This is a genomic window from Saccharothrix longispora (genome assembly GCF_030852425.1).
GTDB lineage: Bacteria > Actinomycetota > Actinomycetes > Mycobacteriales > Pseudonocardiaceae > Actinosynnema > Actinosynnema longispora.
Genome location: NZ_NSDM01000006.1, coordinates 173,599 through 187,490 on the forward strand (window position 1 = coordinate 173,599; position 13,892 = coordinate 187,490).

Consider the following 13,892-nt stretch of genomic DNA (forward strand, 5'->3'; position numbering starts at 1 on the left):
GGCCGACCTACTTCTCGCAGCCGACGCCGTCCCCGTCCGAGTCCAGGCCGTACACGTCGGGGCCGATGACGGTGATCGGGCCGGTCACGTACGCCGGGCCGTTGCCGCTGCCGGGCTTGCAGTCGACGTCGCTCGCGATGGGCACGCACGGCGTGTAGCCGGCGTGGCAGCCCTGGACGGGCGCCGGAGCGGGGGCGGGCGGCGCCGGCTGCGGGTTCGGCCGCGGCTGGGGCTGCGGGTTCGGCTGGGGTTCGGGCTGGGCGGGCGGCGGCGGGGCGGTCGTCGTGGTCGTCGTGCTGGTGGTGGTCGTGGGCGTGCTGGTGGTGGTCGTGGGCGTGGTGGTCGTCGTGCGGGCGGCGGTGGTGATGTCGGCGGCGGTGTTGGCGGTGGACGGCGACTCCTTGTCCGCCAGCGCCCCGATGAGGACGAACACGAACACCACGGCCGCCGCCGCGATCCACACGGGCCGGCGCGACGGCCGTGCCGCCGGGGCGGGTGCCGGCAGGGGCGGCGGCGCGAACACGGCGGTCGGCTCCTGCCGCAACGGCACGACGCCGCTCGTGTCGCGCGGCAGGCGGAGCACGACCTCCAGCCCACGCACACCGGCCCGCACCGCGGCCTCGCACCCCGGCCGCGCGCCCCGCCCGGTCACCTGCGCGACCAGTCCCGCGTAGCGCTGCGACATCAGGTGCGTCAGCTCGCCGACCCGCCGGCCGTCCAGCCGCACCTCGACGGCCCGCTCCCCCTGGTGCCTGCCGGACGCGATGGTGCACCAGGCCAGTTCGACGGCCACCCGCCGCTCCCGCCCCGGCGCGACGGCGTAGGGGGCCAACGCGTCCTGGTGGTGCTCCTCGCGGGTCACCGTCACGGTCACCTCGGCCTGGAGCACGACCAGGCCGGCCGACGAGTTCTCGATCACTGTGCGCTCCAGGGTGGACTGAACGGGTGTTAGGCCGTTCATCGCAATGCGCGACACCGCGTTACGGTCGGACACACAGCGCAGTGGATCACTCACCTAAGGGCGATCTGCATCACTCACCTATAGGTGACCGGTCCGGCGAGGGAGGTCAACGCACCCGGAGCACGTGCTTGCCGCGCCCGCCGCCGGTCTCCAGCGCCCGGTGCGCGGTCGCGGCGCCGGAGAGCGGGTGGACGGTGTCCACGAGCGGCTCGACCGAGCCGTCCTCCACCAGCGCGGTCAGGTCGGCGAACAGGTCGGTCCTCGGGTTGCCGCTGAAGAACCGCGCGCGGCGGGGGCCGAGGGCGGTCGAGGCGAGCAGGTAGCCGACGTCGGCCGCCGAGCGGAACGCGATGGCGACCATGCGGCCTCCCGGCCGGAGCAGGCGGCGGTAGGCGCGGAGGTCGCTGCCGTGCGTGTCCAGGACCACGTCGAACGTGCCCAGGTCCGCCGGGTCGGTGCGGTAGTCGACGGCCTCGTCGGCGCCCAGCGAGCGGGCGAGGTCCAGGTTGGCCGCGGACGCCAGGGCGGTGACGTGCGCGCCGTACGCGCGCCCCAACTGGACGGCGACGTGGCCCACGCCGCCGGTGGCGCCGCGCACGAGGAGGCGTTCCCCGGGGCGCAGTCGGGCCTTGTCGCGCAACGCCGTGACGGCCGTGGTGCCGACGCCGGGCAGGGCGGCGGCCCGCACGAGGTCCAGGCCGGCGGGGGCGGTCGCCACCTGGCGGGGGTGGACGGCGACGTACTCGGCCGCGCTGCCGAACGTGCCCCTGGGCAGCGCTCCCCAGACGGGCGTGCCGGGCGCGAAGCCCGGACCGGACACGACCTCGCCGGCGAAGTCCACGCCCGTGCGCTTGGGGAAGCGCGGCCCCAGCACGAGCTTCAACCCGCCGGCGCGGGCGGTCGGCTCGCCGCCGTTGACGCTGGCCGCGTGCACCCGCACCAGCAGGTGACCGGGTTTCACCACCGGGTCGGGCACGGTGCCCTCGTACAGGACCTCCGGCGGTCCGTACCGGTCGAACAGCACTGCCCTCATCACGGCCCTCCGGGCGAAGTGGAACGCACCTTCCACTTCGACGCTAACACGGTAACCGGAGAGCCCACTCCACTTGCCGTAAAGTGAGGGACATGGCTGGTGGGACCACCCGGTTGCGCGCGGACGCGCAGCACAACCGCGACCGCGTCGTGGCCGCCGCGCGGGAGGCGTTCGCGGAGCACGGCCTGACCGCGTCCATGTCCGGCATCGCCCGCCGCGCCGGCGTGGGCGTGGCGACGCTCTACCGGCGCTTCCCCACCAGGCAGGCCCTGGTCACGGAGGTGTTCACCGACCAGCTGCACCACTGCACGTCCGTGGTGCACGAGGCGCTGGACGACCCCGACCCGTGGCACGGGTTCTGCCGGGTGGTCACCGTGCTGTGCGAGATGCAGGCGCGGGACCGGGGGTTCAGCGCGGCGTTCCTCAGCGCGTTCCCCGACGCCGTGCCGGTGGACGAGCGGCGCGCGCGTGCCGTGGAGGCGTTCACCGCGCTGGCGGCCAGGGCCAAGGAGGCGGGCAGGTTGCGCCCCGACTTCGCGCTCGACGACCTCACCCTCGTGCTGATGGCCAACAACGGCCTGGTCACCGACTCGGTGGAGGCGGCGGTGGCGGCGTCGCGCCGCCTGGTCGCCTTCTTCCTCCAGGCGTTCCAGGCGAACGACCCGCTCCCGCCGCCGACCCCGCTGGGCCTGCTCGACGTGCTGGGCTGACCCGCCCCCCCGATCAGCCCTGCTCCTGCTCGACCTGCCGGTTCCACTCGCCCTTGGACGACTGCCAGCCGTCCTCGTCCGCGCCGAGCCGCCAGTACCCGGAGATCGACATCCGCTCCCGGGCCACGCCGCGCTCCAGCTTCAGGTGCCCGCGCAGCTCCTTGACCATGGTCGCCTCGCCGTGCACGAAGACCTGCACCCCGTCGGCCGGGAAATCCAGCCCGCGCACCGCGTCCACGACCAGCCGCCCGCGCGTCCCGCCGGCGCGGTGCAGCCACCGCAGGTCCACCTCGCCCGCGCTGCGCACGACCTGCTCGTCGGCCGGCCCCTCGACCTCGACGAGCACCGTCGCGCGCGCACCCGCCGGCAACGCCTCCACGGCCGCCGCGATGGCCGGCCACGCGCTCTCGTCCCCCGCGAGCAGGTGCCAGGACGCCTCGGCGGACGGCGCGTACCCGCCGCCCGGACCGGCGAAGTGCAGCACGTCCCCGGGCTGCGCCTTGGCGGCCCACGGACCGGCGATCCCGTCGTCGCCGTGCACGACGAAGTCGATGGTCAGCTCCCGGGCCGCCGGGTCCCACGACCGCACGGTGTACGTGCGGGTCCTCGGCCACCGCTCGCGCGGGAACGACGCGCGCACCTCGCGCAGGTCGAACGGCTCGGGGTAGACCACGTCGGGCAGCGGGAAGACGAGCTTCACGTAGCTGTCGGTGAACGGACCGGTCTCGAACCCGGCCAACCCCTCGCCGCCGAGGACCACGCGGACCATCTCCCGCGTGAGCCGTTCGGTCCGCGCGACCCGTCCGTACAACGCCATGACCCGTGCTCCGCTCGTCCATTCGGTCGGTCGTCCCCCACCGTACGCGTGACTAGGATCAATTCGATGGCTACGGAATTCCGCGTGCTCGGCCCGCTGGAGGTGCGGCGCGGCGGCGAGCCGGTCGTGGTGCCCGCCGGGAAGGCCCGGGTGCTGCTGGCGACGCTGCTGCTGCGCGCCGGCCGGGTGGTCGCGGTCGACGAGCTGGTGGACCGGCTGTGGGACGACGCGCCGGCCAACCCGCGCGCGGCGCTGCACATGGTGGTCACCAGGCTGCGGCAGTCGCTCGGACCGGTGGACGCGGTGCGCACCGCTCCCGGCGGGTACGTCGCCGAGGTCGACGAACTGGACCTGCACCGCTTCCGCTCCCTGGTCGGGGAGGGCCACCACGCCGCGGCGCTGGAGCTGTGGCGCGGCGAGCCGCTGTCGGACGTGCGCTCGGACGTGCTGCACCGCGAGGACGTCGCGCCGCTGGTGGAGGAGCGGCTGACCGCGGTCGAACGGCGCGTCGAGGCCGACCTGGCGGCCGGGCGCGCGGACTCGGTCGTCGCCGAACTGCGGGCGCTGACCCGCGAGCACCCGTTCGACGAGCGGTTCTGGGGCCTGCTGGTGCGGGCGCTGCACGCCTCCGGGCGGCAGGCGGAGGCGTTGGCGGCCTACCGGTCGGTGCGCGCGCTGCTGGCCGACGAACTGGGCGTCGACCCCGGGCCGCGACTCCAGGAGCTGCACCGGGGAATCCTGGCCGATACCGGCGACGCCTCGCCCCCGCCGCGCCAGGTGCCGGTGCACGCGCCGCTGTTCGTGGGGCGCGACGAGGAGCTGCACGGGCTCGCGAAGGGGCTGGACGACGGGGAGTTCACCACCGCCGCGATCACCGGTCCGGCAGGCGTCGGCAAGACGGCGCTGGCCGTCAGGTGGGCGCAGCAGGTGGCCGAGCGGTTCCCGGACGGGCAGCTGTACGTCAACCTGCGCGGGTTCGACCCGACCGGGGTGCCGCTGGAGCCGGACGAGGCGGTGCTGGGGTTCCTGCACGCGCTGGGCGTGCCGCCGGAACGGGTGCCGGCCACGCCCGCCGCGCGCGTCGCCCTGTACCGGGGCGTGCTGGCGGGGCGGAAGGTGCTGGTGCTGCTGGACAACGCGCGCGACAGCGAGCAGGTCCGCCCGCTGCTGCCGGGCGTGCCGGGGTGCCTGGCGGTGGTGACCAGCCGGGACGCGCTGACCGGCCTGGTGGCCCGCGAGGGCGCGGTGCCGCTGGTGCTGGGCGTGCTGGAGGAGGACGCCGCCGGGGAGCTGCTGCGCCGTCGGATCGGCGCGGACCGGGTGGCCGCCGAACCGGGGGCGGTGCGGGACCTGGTCGCGCACTGCGCCGGGCTGCCGCTGGCGCTGGCCGTGGTCGCCGCGCGGGCCGCCGTGCAGCCGTCGTTCCCGCTGCGAGCGCTGGCCGGCGAGCTCGCCGAGGCCCGCCTGGAGGCCCTGGACAGCGGCGACGCGTCGACCAGCGTGCGGACCGTGTTCTCCTGGTCGCACGAGCGGCTGGGCGCGGAGGCCGCCCGCATGTTCGACCTGCTGGGCGCGCACCCCGGTCCGGAGGTGTCGGTGCGGGCGGCGGCGAGCCTGGCGGCCGTGCCACCGCGCGCCGCGCGCGCCGCCCTGGCCGAGCTGGGCCGGGTGAACCTGCTCGTGGAGCACGCCCCGAGCCGGTACTCGTTCCACGACCTGGTGCACGAGTACGCGGGCGACCGGGCCGGGCTGCTGGACGCGGCCGAGGCGCAGGCCGCCGTGCACCGCCTGCTGGACCACTACCTGCACGGCGCGCTGGCGGGCAACCGGGCCGTCTTCCCGCACCGCCCCACCGACACCACCGCTCCCCTGCCCGGCGTCGTCACACCCCCGATCGCCACCCGCGAGGACGCCCTGGCGTGGTTCGACGCCGAACGCGCGACGCTGTTCGCGACGATCCCCCGGGCGGCGCTCCACGGCTTCGACCACGCGTGGCGGATACCGCAGGCGATCATGGTGTTCTGCCGCTCCGCCGGGTACTGGGAGGAGGTGCGCGGAGCGCCGGCCGTGGCGGGCGACCTCGCGCGCGTCGAGTCCTACCTGCACCGCGCCCTGGACCTGGTGGACGACCCGCGCGGCCGGGCCGCGGTGCACCGCAACCTGGCCGCGGTCGCCGAAGCGGCGTCCCGCTACCCGGAAGCGTTGGCGCGCATGCGTTCCGCGCTGTCCGAACTGGACCAACTCGGGCCTTCCACGGACCTGGCGTCGGCCCTGAACGCGGTCGGCTGGTTCCACCTGGCGCTCGGCGAGGCCGGTCCGGCGCTGGAGCCGTGCGGGCGCGCGCTGGCGATGTTCACCGACCTGGGCGACGTCCTGGGCCGGGCGGTCACCTCGGACAGCCTCGGCCTGGCCCATCACCGCCTCGGCGACCACGACCGCGCGGTGCGGCACTTCCGCGAGGCGCTGCCGCTGTACCGGTCGCTCGGCGAGCGCTACGAGGAGGCCGCCACCCTGGACCGCCTGGGCGACGCGCACCGCGCGGCGGGCGACCCGGACGCGGCGCGCGCGGCGTGGCACGAGTCCCTGGCCGTCCTCGGCGACCTCGGGCACCCCGAGGCGGCGCGGGTGCGGGCCAAGCTCTGACCGGTCGGGCGCCGACGGGTCACCGGAGCCACCCGGCGATGGCGTCGAGGACCGCGTCGAGCCCGAACCCGAACTCGTCGCCGAAGTCGTAGCCCGGCAGCAGCACGTGCCCGGTCGCCATCTCCACGAGGTGCGGGTAGTCGCCGGGCGAGAACCCCTCCATGATCCGCCCGGTCACGTCGGCCGCGCCGTCGTCGCCCCGGAAGGGCAGCGCGGCCTCCTGGACGACGAACCCGTACACGTAGCTGTCGAGCAGCGCGAACGCGTGGGCGGTCAGGTCCACCGGGAAACCGGCCCGGCGCAGGGTGCCGACGACCGCGTCGTGGTGCCGCAGCGTGGCGGGGCCGGGGGCGGTGCGCGACACCAGCAGCCCCACCGCCCACGGGTGGCGCCCGAGGACCCGACGGGCGGAGGTGGACCGGCGGTGCAGCTCGTGCCGCCAGTCGCCGTCGGGTGAGGGCAGGTCGATCAGGCCGAAGACGAGGTCGACGATCCCGTCCAGGATCTCGTCCTTGTTCGCGACGTGGTGGTAGAGCGACATGGGCTTGACGTCGAGCTCCCGGGCGAGGGAGCGCATCGTCAACGTCCCGAGGCCGCCCGCGTCGGCGATGGCGACGGCGGCGCGCAGCACCCGTTCCCGGCTGAGCGGGGCGCGGTTCCCCGGCATGTGACCTCCCCGACTGCGCGGTGACAACGACTTACTTAGTACGTTACCGTCCACCTTACTAAGTAAGGTCAGTGACCTGCTGGAAGGCGGGAGCCATGTCACCGAGAACCACCGGACGGGCCGTCGGGGCCCTGTTCCTGCTGGCGTTCTTCGCGTACGGCGGGGGCACCGCCCTGGTCGGGGCCGGATCGGTCCCGGCGGGCGCGCTGCTGATGCTCGTCAACTCCGCCGTGGTCGTCGGCATCGGCGTGCTGGCGCTGCCCGTGCTCAGGCCGCACGACGAACTCACCGCGCACGCCTACCTGACCGGCCGCGCGGTCGAGGCGGTGCTGCTGGCCGTCGGGATCGTCTTCCTGCTCGGGACGTCCGCGAACGAGGGCGACCACTACGCGTACCAACTCGCGATGATCTTCGCGGGCGCCGTCGGCGTGCTGTTCTGCCGCACCCTGCTCCGCGCCCGGCTCGTGCCGCGCGCCCTGGCGGTGTGGGGCGCGGTCGGCTACGCGGTGTTCCTGCTCGGGGCCGTGCTGGAGGTGCTCGGGCACCGGGTCGGCGTGGCGCTGTCCGTGCCGGGCGGCCTGTTCGAGGTGGCGCTGGGCGTGCTGCTGCTCGTGAAGGGCTTCCCCGCGGTCCCGGTCCACGACCCCGTCGTGCGGCGGACCGTTCAGGCGTGACCGGTGATCCAGTCGACCAGCGCCTCCCGGTAGCCGGGGCCGGACCGCCGTCGACCCGCACGCGGTGGTCGGCGCCCGGGAAGACGCGCACGGTCAGGGTCGCGCCGGGCAACCGGTCGGGGTGGGTCGCGGCGGCGGCGAGGAGGTGCGCGCTGCCGGCGACCGGCACCACCGCGTCCGCGCCGCCGAACACCGCCAGGAGCGGGCAGCGCAGGGCCACCACGTCGGGCGCGGGGTCGTGGTCCTGCTTGCGGCACAGGAAGCCCCAGAGGCGTTCGTCCACGCCCTCCGTGTAGGCGGTGACGGCCGGCGGCAGCCGCGAGGAGCGGACCAGGCGGTCGCCTCGGCGAAGTCCGCGCCGTGCCTGCCCGCCTCGACGAGGCGGTCGTGGAGGTCCAGCGCGGCCGTCACGTCGTCCGGGGACAGGTCGCGGCGCAGCTCGTTCTCCAGGCCGTAGCGGTCCTGGAGGGCGGGCGTCATGGGGGCACCCGTTCACCACGACCCACGGCACGTCGTCCCGCGCGGTCGCGGCGCGCAGCACGACCCAGCCACCCTCGCTGTGGCCGAACAGCCCGGCGCTCGCGACACCGGGCCGCGCGCGCAGGAAGTCCAGCGCGGCGGCGGCGTCGGCCGCCAGGTCGTCCAGCGTCCCGTCCAGCCAGTTCCCCGAAGACCCGCCCACGCCGCGCTTGTCGTAGGACAGCACCGCGATCCCGGCGTCCACCAGGTGCCGGCGGATCGGCGGGAAGTGGACGTCGTTGTGGCGGTCGGACGGCCCGGAGCCTCCGACCAGGACCACGCCGGGCACCGGCCCGCCACGTTCCGGCACGTCCAGCGCACCGGCCAGCTCGACGCCCGGACCGGCGAACACCACGTCACCCACGCGCACCACCTCCACGAACAGTGAACCGGTCGGCGCGGGCGGGCGTGGCGCTTCCGCGACATCGCCGCCGCGCCCGTCGGGGATCACGACGTGACGGCGAGGCCCTCCGGCTGCTCGCCCACGGGCACGGTGGCCACGACGCTCCCCGACACGGGGTCCAGCAGGGACATCAGGCCCGCCCCGGTGTTGGTCAGGTACACGCGGCTGCCGTCGGGGTCGGCCGACGCGCCCTCGGGCAGGTGGGCCACGGGGACCGCCGGGCCGACCGGGTCGCCTGCCGGGGTCAGGACGGACACGGTGTCGGCGCCCGTGTTGGCCACGTGCACCTGGCCGCGCGGGGTGACCGCGACGCCCAGCGGGGCCTTCCCGACCGGGGTGGTCCTGGCCGGGCGGTCGTCGTCGGCGTCGATGACGGTCACCGAGTTCGACCCGGTGTTGGCCACGTGCACCCGTGCGCCGTCCGGGCTGACGGCGACGCCCGCCGGGTACAGGCCGACGGGGATCGTGGCCACCGGCTTGTGGCTGCCGGCGTCCAGGACGGTGACGGTGCGGTCGCCGTTGTTGGTCACGTAGACGCGCCTGCCGTCCGGGCTCACGGCGGCGGAGTGGGGGAAGCGACCCACCGGGACGTCGAGGACCGGCTTGTCGGTGGCCACGTCCACGACGGTGACCGTGTCCGAGCCGAAGTTGGCCACGTAGGCGTGGGTCGGGGTGACGGCCACGCCGTACGGGTTGCGGCCGACCGGCACCGTGGCCACCACCTCGGCCAGGCGCGTGTCGTAGACCGTCACCGAGTCGGAGCCGCTGTTGGCGACGAAGACCTTCACCCGGGAGGGGTAGAAGTCGGCCGACGCCGGCGAGAGTGTCAACAGCGCGGCGACGACGACGAGCACTACCCCCGATCGGGCGGACAGGAATGGACGAACGACCAACCGCGAATAGGAATCGATCTCGGACGACACCCTGGTCATGACTTTCCTCATCCTGGGGACGTGTGGCGATCAGCGCCGCGACGTAGCGCGAAGAACCTCCGCGAGCCGGGCTTGCGGCCCTCGCTCGCGAACGTCGGCGTCCGCGCCCTTCCAGGGGCCGCACCACTGCCGACCGGACACCTGACATCAATGGCCCGGTGGTCGGTTCCGCAGGGTGAGGACCACCTGATTCGCCTCGTCGGGTGGCAAACCCCGCTAACAGGTCGAGCGGAGGGAATCGCCGATCACAGGTGTGGACCGGCCCGCGGCGGGGGTGTCCGCGCGCGCCGCGGGGCGACGCGCATAGGCTCCCCGCATGGCGAGGTACTTCGACGTGCACCCGGTGAACCCTCAGCGCAGGGCCATCGACCAGGCGGTCGCGCTGATCAAGGCGGACGGGCTGATCGCCTACCCGACGGACTCCTGCTACGCGCTGGGGTGCCGCCTGGGCAACAAGGACGCCCTGGACCGCATCCGCCGGATCCGCCACCTCGACGACCGCCACCACTTCACGCTGATGTGCCGCGACTTCGCCCAGCTGGGCCAGTTCGTGCACGTGGACAACTCGGTGTTCCGGGCGATCAAGGCGGCCACGCCGGGCAGCTACACGTTCATCCTCCCGGCCACCACCGAGGTGCCGCGCCGGCTGATGCACCCGAAGAAGAAGACCGTGGGCGCCCGCATCCCCGACCACCCCGTGGCGCAGGCCCTGCTGGCCGAACTGGGCGAGCCGCTGCTGTCGAGCACGCTGCTGCTGCCCGACCAGGAGGAGCCGCTGGTGCAGGGCTGGGAGATCAAGGAGCGCCTGGACCACCTCGTGGACGCGGTGCTGGACTCCGGCGACTGCGGCACCGAACCCACCACGGTGGTCGACTTCTCGCAGGGCGAGCCCGAGGTGGTCCGCGTGGGCGCGGGCGACCCGTCGCGCTTCGACGCCTGACCCCGGCGACCCGGTGGCATAGGATCGTCCGATGCAGTCGCCCGCGCCGCCGGACCCGCTCCACCGGTGCCACCGCTTCGAGGACCGGGCCCAGTTCGAGGTCCACGCCGCGGAGTTCCTGGCCGAGGGCCTCGCCAAGGGGGAACGCGTCCAGTACGTGGCCCCCGGCGACCCGGGCGGCGTCACCCGGCGGCTGCGCGCCACCGGCGTCCTCGACGAGGACCTGCGGCGCGGCGCCGTGCGGGTCGCCCCGCCCGAGGCCGCCTACCCCTCCGGCGCGGTGATCGACCCGCGGGAGCAGGTGCGCGCCTACGCGGCGGCCACCGAGGAGGCGCTGGGGGACGGGTTCACCGGCCTCCGCGTCGCCGCCGACGCCACGTCGCTGGTGCGCACCCCCGACCGACTCGACGCGTTCGCGCGCTACGAACACCTGGCGGACCGCTACATGGCCACCCACCCGATGTCCGCGATGTGCGCCTACGACCGGACCGAACTGGGGGACGACGCCATCGCGCAGCTCGCCTGCCTGCACCCGCCGGCCGACGACGCCACCGCGCCGTTCCACCTGCACGCGCGCGACGGCGCGTCCGCCGCGCTGGCCGGGCGGCTGGACGCGGAGGCGCGCGAGCTGTGGCCACTCGCGCTGGAACGCGCGGAACTGCCGGCCACCGACGGCGAGGTGGTCGTCGACGCGGCCGGGCTGGAGTTCGTCGACCACCGCAACCTGCTCGCCCTGGCCGGGCACGCCGAGCGGCGCGGGACGACGGTGGTGCTGCGGACGCCGCTGTCGCACCCCGGGCACCTCCTCCGCCTGCTGGGCGTGGCCCGGGTCCGCGTGGAGCAGGTGCGATGAGGACCGACGCCCACGGCCGGGGTTACGACCACTCCGCCGCCTACTACGCCTCCGACGAGGACCTGCTGTCCGTCGTGGTGCCGTTCCTGCTCGACGGGCTGGAGGCGGGCGAGCCGACGGTGGTGTCGCTGACGCCGGAGCGGTCGGAACTGGTGCGCTCGGCGCTCCCCCGGTCGGCCGGGGTGGTGTTCACCGCCAACGACGACGTCTACGCACGCCCCGCCTCCGCGATCCGGTCCTACCGGGAGATGATGGCCGGGTTCGTGGCCGACGGCGCGCGCGGCATCCGCATCGCCGGCGAGGTCCCGAAGGCGGCGCTGACCACCTCGTGGGACTGGTGGGCCCGCTACGAGTCCGCGGTCAACCACGCCTACGACGACTTCCCGCTGCGGAGCATGTGCCTCTACGACACCCGCGACACCCCGCGGCACGTGCTCGACGACGTGGCCCGCACGCACCCGTTCGCCCTCACCGCCGGCGGCGGGCGCCGGACCGTCGGCGACTACGTGCCGCCGCCCGCGTTCCTCGCCGAACCGCGACCGGCGGCGCCCCTCCCCATCGAGTCCACGCCACCGCTGGCCGACGTGGTCGTCCGCACGTCCGCCGAGGCCCGCCGGGCGGTCGCGGACGCGAACCGGGCCCGGTTGCCCGCGGCGGAGTTCGAGGACCTGCTGCTGTCGGTCAGCGAGGTGGCGACCAACGCGGTGCGGCACGGTTCGCCGCCGGTCCGGCTCAGGGTGTGGGCCGACCGCGACCGGGTGGTCGTCGAGGTCCACGACACCGGCGCCGGGCCCACCGACCCGTTCGCCGGCCTGCTGCCCGCCCCGGACCGCGACCTCGGCGGCCTGGGCCTGTGGCTGGTGCACCAGCTGTGCGCGCACGTCGCGCTGCGCCGCGACGAGAGCGGCTTCGCCGTCCGCCTGGTCGCGGGCGACCTCCCCCGGGCCTGATCCCCGGGCCTGATCCCCCAGGCCTGATCCCCCGGGCCCGACCCCACCGGGCCCGACCCCACCGGACCCGACCCGACGCGTCGGAGATCAACCCCGATGCCGCCGGTCAGGGGTATGGGAGCGTTCCCAGAGCGGCTAGCTTGCCTTCTGCCCCCTCAGCGCAGAAGGAGCCCCCCGTGCGGAAGCGGTTGTCGTCGGCGGTTCTCGCCGCCCTGTTCTCGGTCGTCGCCCTCCCGGTCGCCGCGGCCGGCCCCGCCGACCACCGGCCCGGCACGTGCGACCGGCCCGGCCTGCTGTTCTGCGAGGACTTCCAGCGCGTCCCCACCGGCGCGGGCACCAGCCTGCGGTGGGGCGTGGACACGAAGAACGGCTCGCTGGAGGTCGAGCGCGACCGGCGCGGGCAGAAGGTGCTGCACGTGCGGGCCGAGGGCAACGGCCGCGCGTTCCTCAAGGTCGACGACTTCAGCGCGCCCGGCAACAGCTTCTGGGGCCGGGTGCGGGTCAAGGTCGCCGGGTTCCCGGCGCAGCCCGACTGGGCGCACTACACGCTGGTCGAGGCCACCGGCGACGGGCCGGAGGTCGTGCGCCCGCTCGGCGGCCAGTACGTGCCCACGCTCGACCGGGCGCTGTGGGGCGTGGGCGCGGACGGCGGCCCGACCGGCGACTGGACGAACTGGCGCGAGTCGGCGCCCTCCGAGGCCGGTCGCTGGCAGTGCGTCGAGTGGCGCATGGACGCGACCGACAACCGGATCGAGCTGTGGTTCGACGGCGAGCCGCGCCCCGACCTCACCGTCTCCACCCGCGAGCACGGCGGCAACCAGGTCGACTTCCTGTTCCCGCGCTTCGACACGGTGAAGATCGGCTGGCAGCTGTACCAGCCGAACGAGGGCGCCTACGACCTCTGGTACGACGACATCGCGCTGGGTTCCCGCCGGATCGGCTGCTAGCCGGGCCTGCGCCAGGTCATGACCTCGGTGGGCGGCACGTGCTCGGCGAAGCCGTCCGCCGAGGTCCGGCGCAGCAGCGCGCGCAGGTCGCGCTCGAAGTCGCCCAGCCGGTCGCCGAACAGGTGCGGGGCGGAGGAGGAGCGGGAGAACACCCACGACACGACGTCGTCCTCGGTCCGCTCGACCACCTGCCCGGCCGGCACGACGAGCCGCCCGAAGCCCTCGAACCCCGCGCGGGCCAGGACGAGGTCCTCACGGCCCGGAGTGCCGTGCGGGAGCGTGCCCTGCCCGGCGCGGCGCACCGGGCCGAGGTGACGGCGCACCAGCTCGCCGATCGCCTCGTACGGCGGGACGGGCAGCGGCAGCGGGTTCGCTCCTGCGAGCGGCTCCTCGAGGTCGCCGACGTGGACGAACGCGCCTCCCGGCGCGAGCATCCCGAACACGGCGGCGGCGACGCGGTCGCGGTCCGTCCAGTGGAAGGACTGGGCGAACACCACCGCCCGGAACTCCCCCAGACCGGCCGGCAGGTCCTCGGCGCGGCCGGTCACCCAGCGCACGCCGGAGACCCCGAGGCGGTCGGCCCGCCGCCCGGCCTCGGCCAGCATGTCCTCGTCCGGGTCGAGGCCGATCGCCTCGGTGAAGAACGGGGTCAGGTCGAGCGTCACCGTGCCCGGCCCGCAGCCGACGTCGAGGACCCGGCCCCGGCCGTCCCACCCGAGCGCCCGGGCCACCGCGCCGGCGAAGCCCGGCGCGTAGGGCAGCCGGCCGCGCTCGTAGTGCGCCGCGCTCCCCCGGAACAGCGTGCCGTCCCACTGCCACCCCTCGGGCACGTTCCACCACCCC

14 protein-coding genes and 1 pseudogene are annotated in these 13,892 nt (G+C 75.1%); 8 read left to right on the top strand and 7 right to left on the bottom strand.

Annotated elements, in window-relative coordinates; translation table 11 throughout:
* Positions 1 to 7 precede the first annotated feature (7 nt).
* Both CKY47_RS16040 and CKY47_RS16045 read right to left on the bottom strand, forming a co-directional pair.
* Positions 8 to 919 (bottom strand): hypothetical protein, encoded by a 912-nt coding sequence (locus CKY47_RS16040; protein ID WP_306746608.1) that lies wholly within the window; start codon positions 917 to 919, stop codon positions 8 to 10.
* 148 nt (positions 920 to 1,067) lie between these two features.
* Positions 1,068 to 1,994: an NAD(P)-dependent alcohol dehydrogenase gene (locus tag CKY47_RS16045; protein ID WP_306746609.1), complete on the bottom strand. Its 927-nt coding sequence runs from the start codon at positions 1,992 to 1,994 to the stop codon at positions 1,068 to 1,070.
* Positions 1,995 to 2,086: 92 nt separating this feature from the next.
* Here CKY47_RS16045 and CKY47_RS16050 point away from each other — a divergent pair, with 92 nt between their 5' ends.
* A complete protein-coding gene (locus CKY47_RS16050) occupies positions 2,087 to 2,704 on the top strand; it encodes a TetR/AcrR family transcriptional regulator (RefSeq protein ID WP_306746610.1) in 618 nt (205 codons plus the stop codon).
* 13 nt (positions 2,705 to 2,717) lie between these two features.
* Here the strand turns inward: CKY47_RS16050 and CKY47_RS16055 are convergent, their stop codons facing one another.
* Positions 2,718 to 3,521: a siderophore-interacting protein gene (locus CKY47_RS16055; RefSeq protein WP_306746612.1), complete on the bottom strand. Its 804-nt coding sequence runs from the start codon at positions 3,519 to 3,521 to the stop codon at positions 2,718 to 2,720.
* Positions 3,522 to 3,587: 66 nt separating this feature from the next.
* Between CKY47_RS16055 and CKY47_RS16060 the strand changes: the two genes are divergently transcribed.
* A complete protein-coding gene (locus CKY47_RS16060) occupies positions 3,588 to 6,164 on the top strand; it encodes an AfsR/SARP family transcriptional regulator (protein ID WP_306746613.1) in 2,577 nt (858 codons plus the stop codon).
* Between the two features lie 19 nt (positions 6,165 to 6,183).
* Here CKY47_RS16060 and CKY47_RS16065 read toward each other — a convergent pair whose 3' ends face one another.
* Positions 6,184 to 6,831, bottom strand: coding sequence for a TetR/AcrR family transcriptional regulator C-terminal domain-containing protein (locus CKY47_RS16065; RefSeq protein WP_306746614.1), 648 nt, complete (start codon positions 6,829 to 6,831; stop codon positions 6,184 to 6,186).
* 95 nt (positions 6,832 to 6,926) lie between these two features.
* Here CKY47_RS16065 and CKY47_RS16070 point away from each other — a divergent pair, with 95 nt between their 5' ends.
* Entirely contained in the window at positions 6,927 to 7,505 is a 579-nt protein-coding gene (locus tag CKY47_RS16070) for a DUF4386 domain-containing protein (RefSeq protein WP_306746615.1), read from the top strand.
* A gap of 523 nt (positions 7,506 to 8,028) precedes the next feature.
* On the opposite strand, the pseudogene CKY47_RS36925 reads toward CKY47_RS16070, so the two are convergent.
* Positions 8,029 to 8,313 (bottom strand): annotated as a pseudogene (locus CKY47_RS36925) (alpha/beta hydrolase family protein); the annotation flags it as partial.
* Here CKY47_RS36925 and CKY47_RS16075 point away from each other — a divergent pair.
* Entirely contained in the window at positions 8,254 to 8,412 is a 159-nt protein-coding gene (locus tag CKY47_RS16075; RefSeq protein ID WP_306746616.1) for a hypothetical protein, read from the top strand. The pseudogene CKY47_RS36925 and the gene CKY47_RS16075 overlap by 60 nt on opposite strands.
* Positions 8,413 to 8,471: 59 nt before the next feature.
* Here the strand turns inward: CKY47_RS16075 and CKY47_RS16080 are convergent, their stop codons facing one another.
* On the bottom strand, positions 8,472 to 9,281 hold the full coding sequence (locus CKY47_RS16080; protein ID WP_306746617.1) for a YVTN family beta-propeller repeat protein: 810 nt from the start codon (positions 9,279 to 9,281) through the stop codon (positions 8,472 to 8,474).
* Between the two features lie 394 nt (positions 9,282 to 9,675).
* Here CKY47_RS16080 and CKY47_RS16085 point away from each other — a divergent pair, with 394 nt between their 5' ends.
* From CKY47_RS16085 to CKY47_RS16100, 4 genes are all read left to right on the top strand, one after another.
* A complete protein-coding gene (locus CKY47_RS16085; RefSeq protein WP_306746618.1) occupies positions 9,676 to 10,299 on the top strand; it encodes an L-threonylcarbamoyladenylate synthase in 624 nt (207 codons plus the stop codon).
* Between the two features lie 31 nt (positions 10,300 to 10,330).
* Complete coding sequence (locus CKY47_RS16090) at positions 10,331 to 11,152, top strand: MEDS domain-containing protein (protein WP_306746619.1); 822 nt, start codon at positions 10,331 to 10,333, stop codon at positions 11,150 to 11,152.
* Positions 11,149 to 12,102: an anti-sigma factor RsbA family regulatory protein gene (locus CKY47_RS16095; protein WP_306746620.1), complete on the top strand. Its 954-nt coding sequence runs from the start codon at positions 11,149 to 11,151 to the stop codon at positions 12,100 to 12,102. The genes CKY47_RS16090 and CKY47_RS16095 overlap by 4 nt, the downstream gene beginning before the upstream one ends.
* Positions 12,103 to 12,278: 176 nt before the next feature.
* Positions 12,279 to 13,049 (top strand): hypothetical protein, encoded by a 771-nt coding sequence (locus tag CKY47_RS16100; RefSeq protein ID WP_306746621.1) that lies wholly within the window; start codon positions 12,279 to 12,281, stop codon positions 13,047 to 13,049.
* Here the strand turns inward: CKY47_RS16100 and CKY47_RS16105 are convergent.
* A complete protein-coding gene (locus tag CKY47_RS16105; RefSeq protein WP_306746622.1) occupies positions 13,046 to 13,879 on the bottom strand; it encodes a class I SAM-dependent methyltransferase in 834 nt (277 codons plus the stop codon). The genes CKY47_RS16100 and CKY47_RS16105 overlap by 4 nt on opposite strands.
* Between the last annotated feature and the right edge of the window lie 13 nt (positions 13,880 to 13,892).

Excerpts from the sequence above, each read along its gene's own strand:
- CKY47_RS16045 (WP_306746609.1), bottom strand. The coding sequence starts at position 1,994 with ATGAGGGCAGTGCTGTTCGACCGGTACGGACCGCCGGAGGTCCTGTAC.
- CKY47_RS16050 (WP_306746610.1), top strand. The coding sequence starts at position 2,087 with ATGGCTGGTGGGACCACCCGGTTGCGCGCGGACGCGCAGCACAACCGC.
- CKY47_RS16055 (WP_306746612.1), bottom strand. The coding sequence starts at position 3,521 with ATGGCGTTGTACGGACGGGTCGCGCGGACCGAACGGCTCACGCGGGAG.
- CKY47_RS16060 (WP_306746613.1), top strand. The coding sequence starts at position 3,588 with ATGGCTACGGAATTCCGCGTGCTCGGCCCGCTGGAGGTGCGGCGCGGC.
- CKY47_RS16065 (WP_306746614.1), bottom strand. The coding sequence starts at position 6,831 with ATGCCGGGGAACCGCGCCCCGCTCAGCCGGGAACGGGTGCTGCGCGCC.
- CKY47_RS16070 (WP_306746615.1), top strand. The coding sequence starts at position 6,927 with ATGTCACCGAGAACCACCGGACGGGCCGTCGGGGCCCTGTTCCTGCTG.
- CKY47_RS16085 (WP_306746618.1), top strand. The coding sequence starts at position 9,676 with ATGGCGAGGTACTTCGACGTGCACCCGGTGAACCCTCAGCGCAGGGCC.
- CKY47_RS16090 (WP_306746619.1), top strand. The coding sequence starts at position 10,331 with ATGCAGTCGCCCGCGCCGCCGGACCCGCTCCACCGGTGCCACCGCTTC.
- CKY47_RS16095 (WP_306746620.1), top strand. The coding sequence starts at position 11,149 with ATGAGGACCGACGCCCACGGCCGGGGTTACGACCACTCCGCCGCCTAC.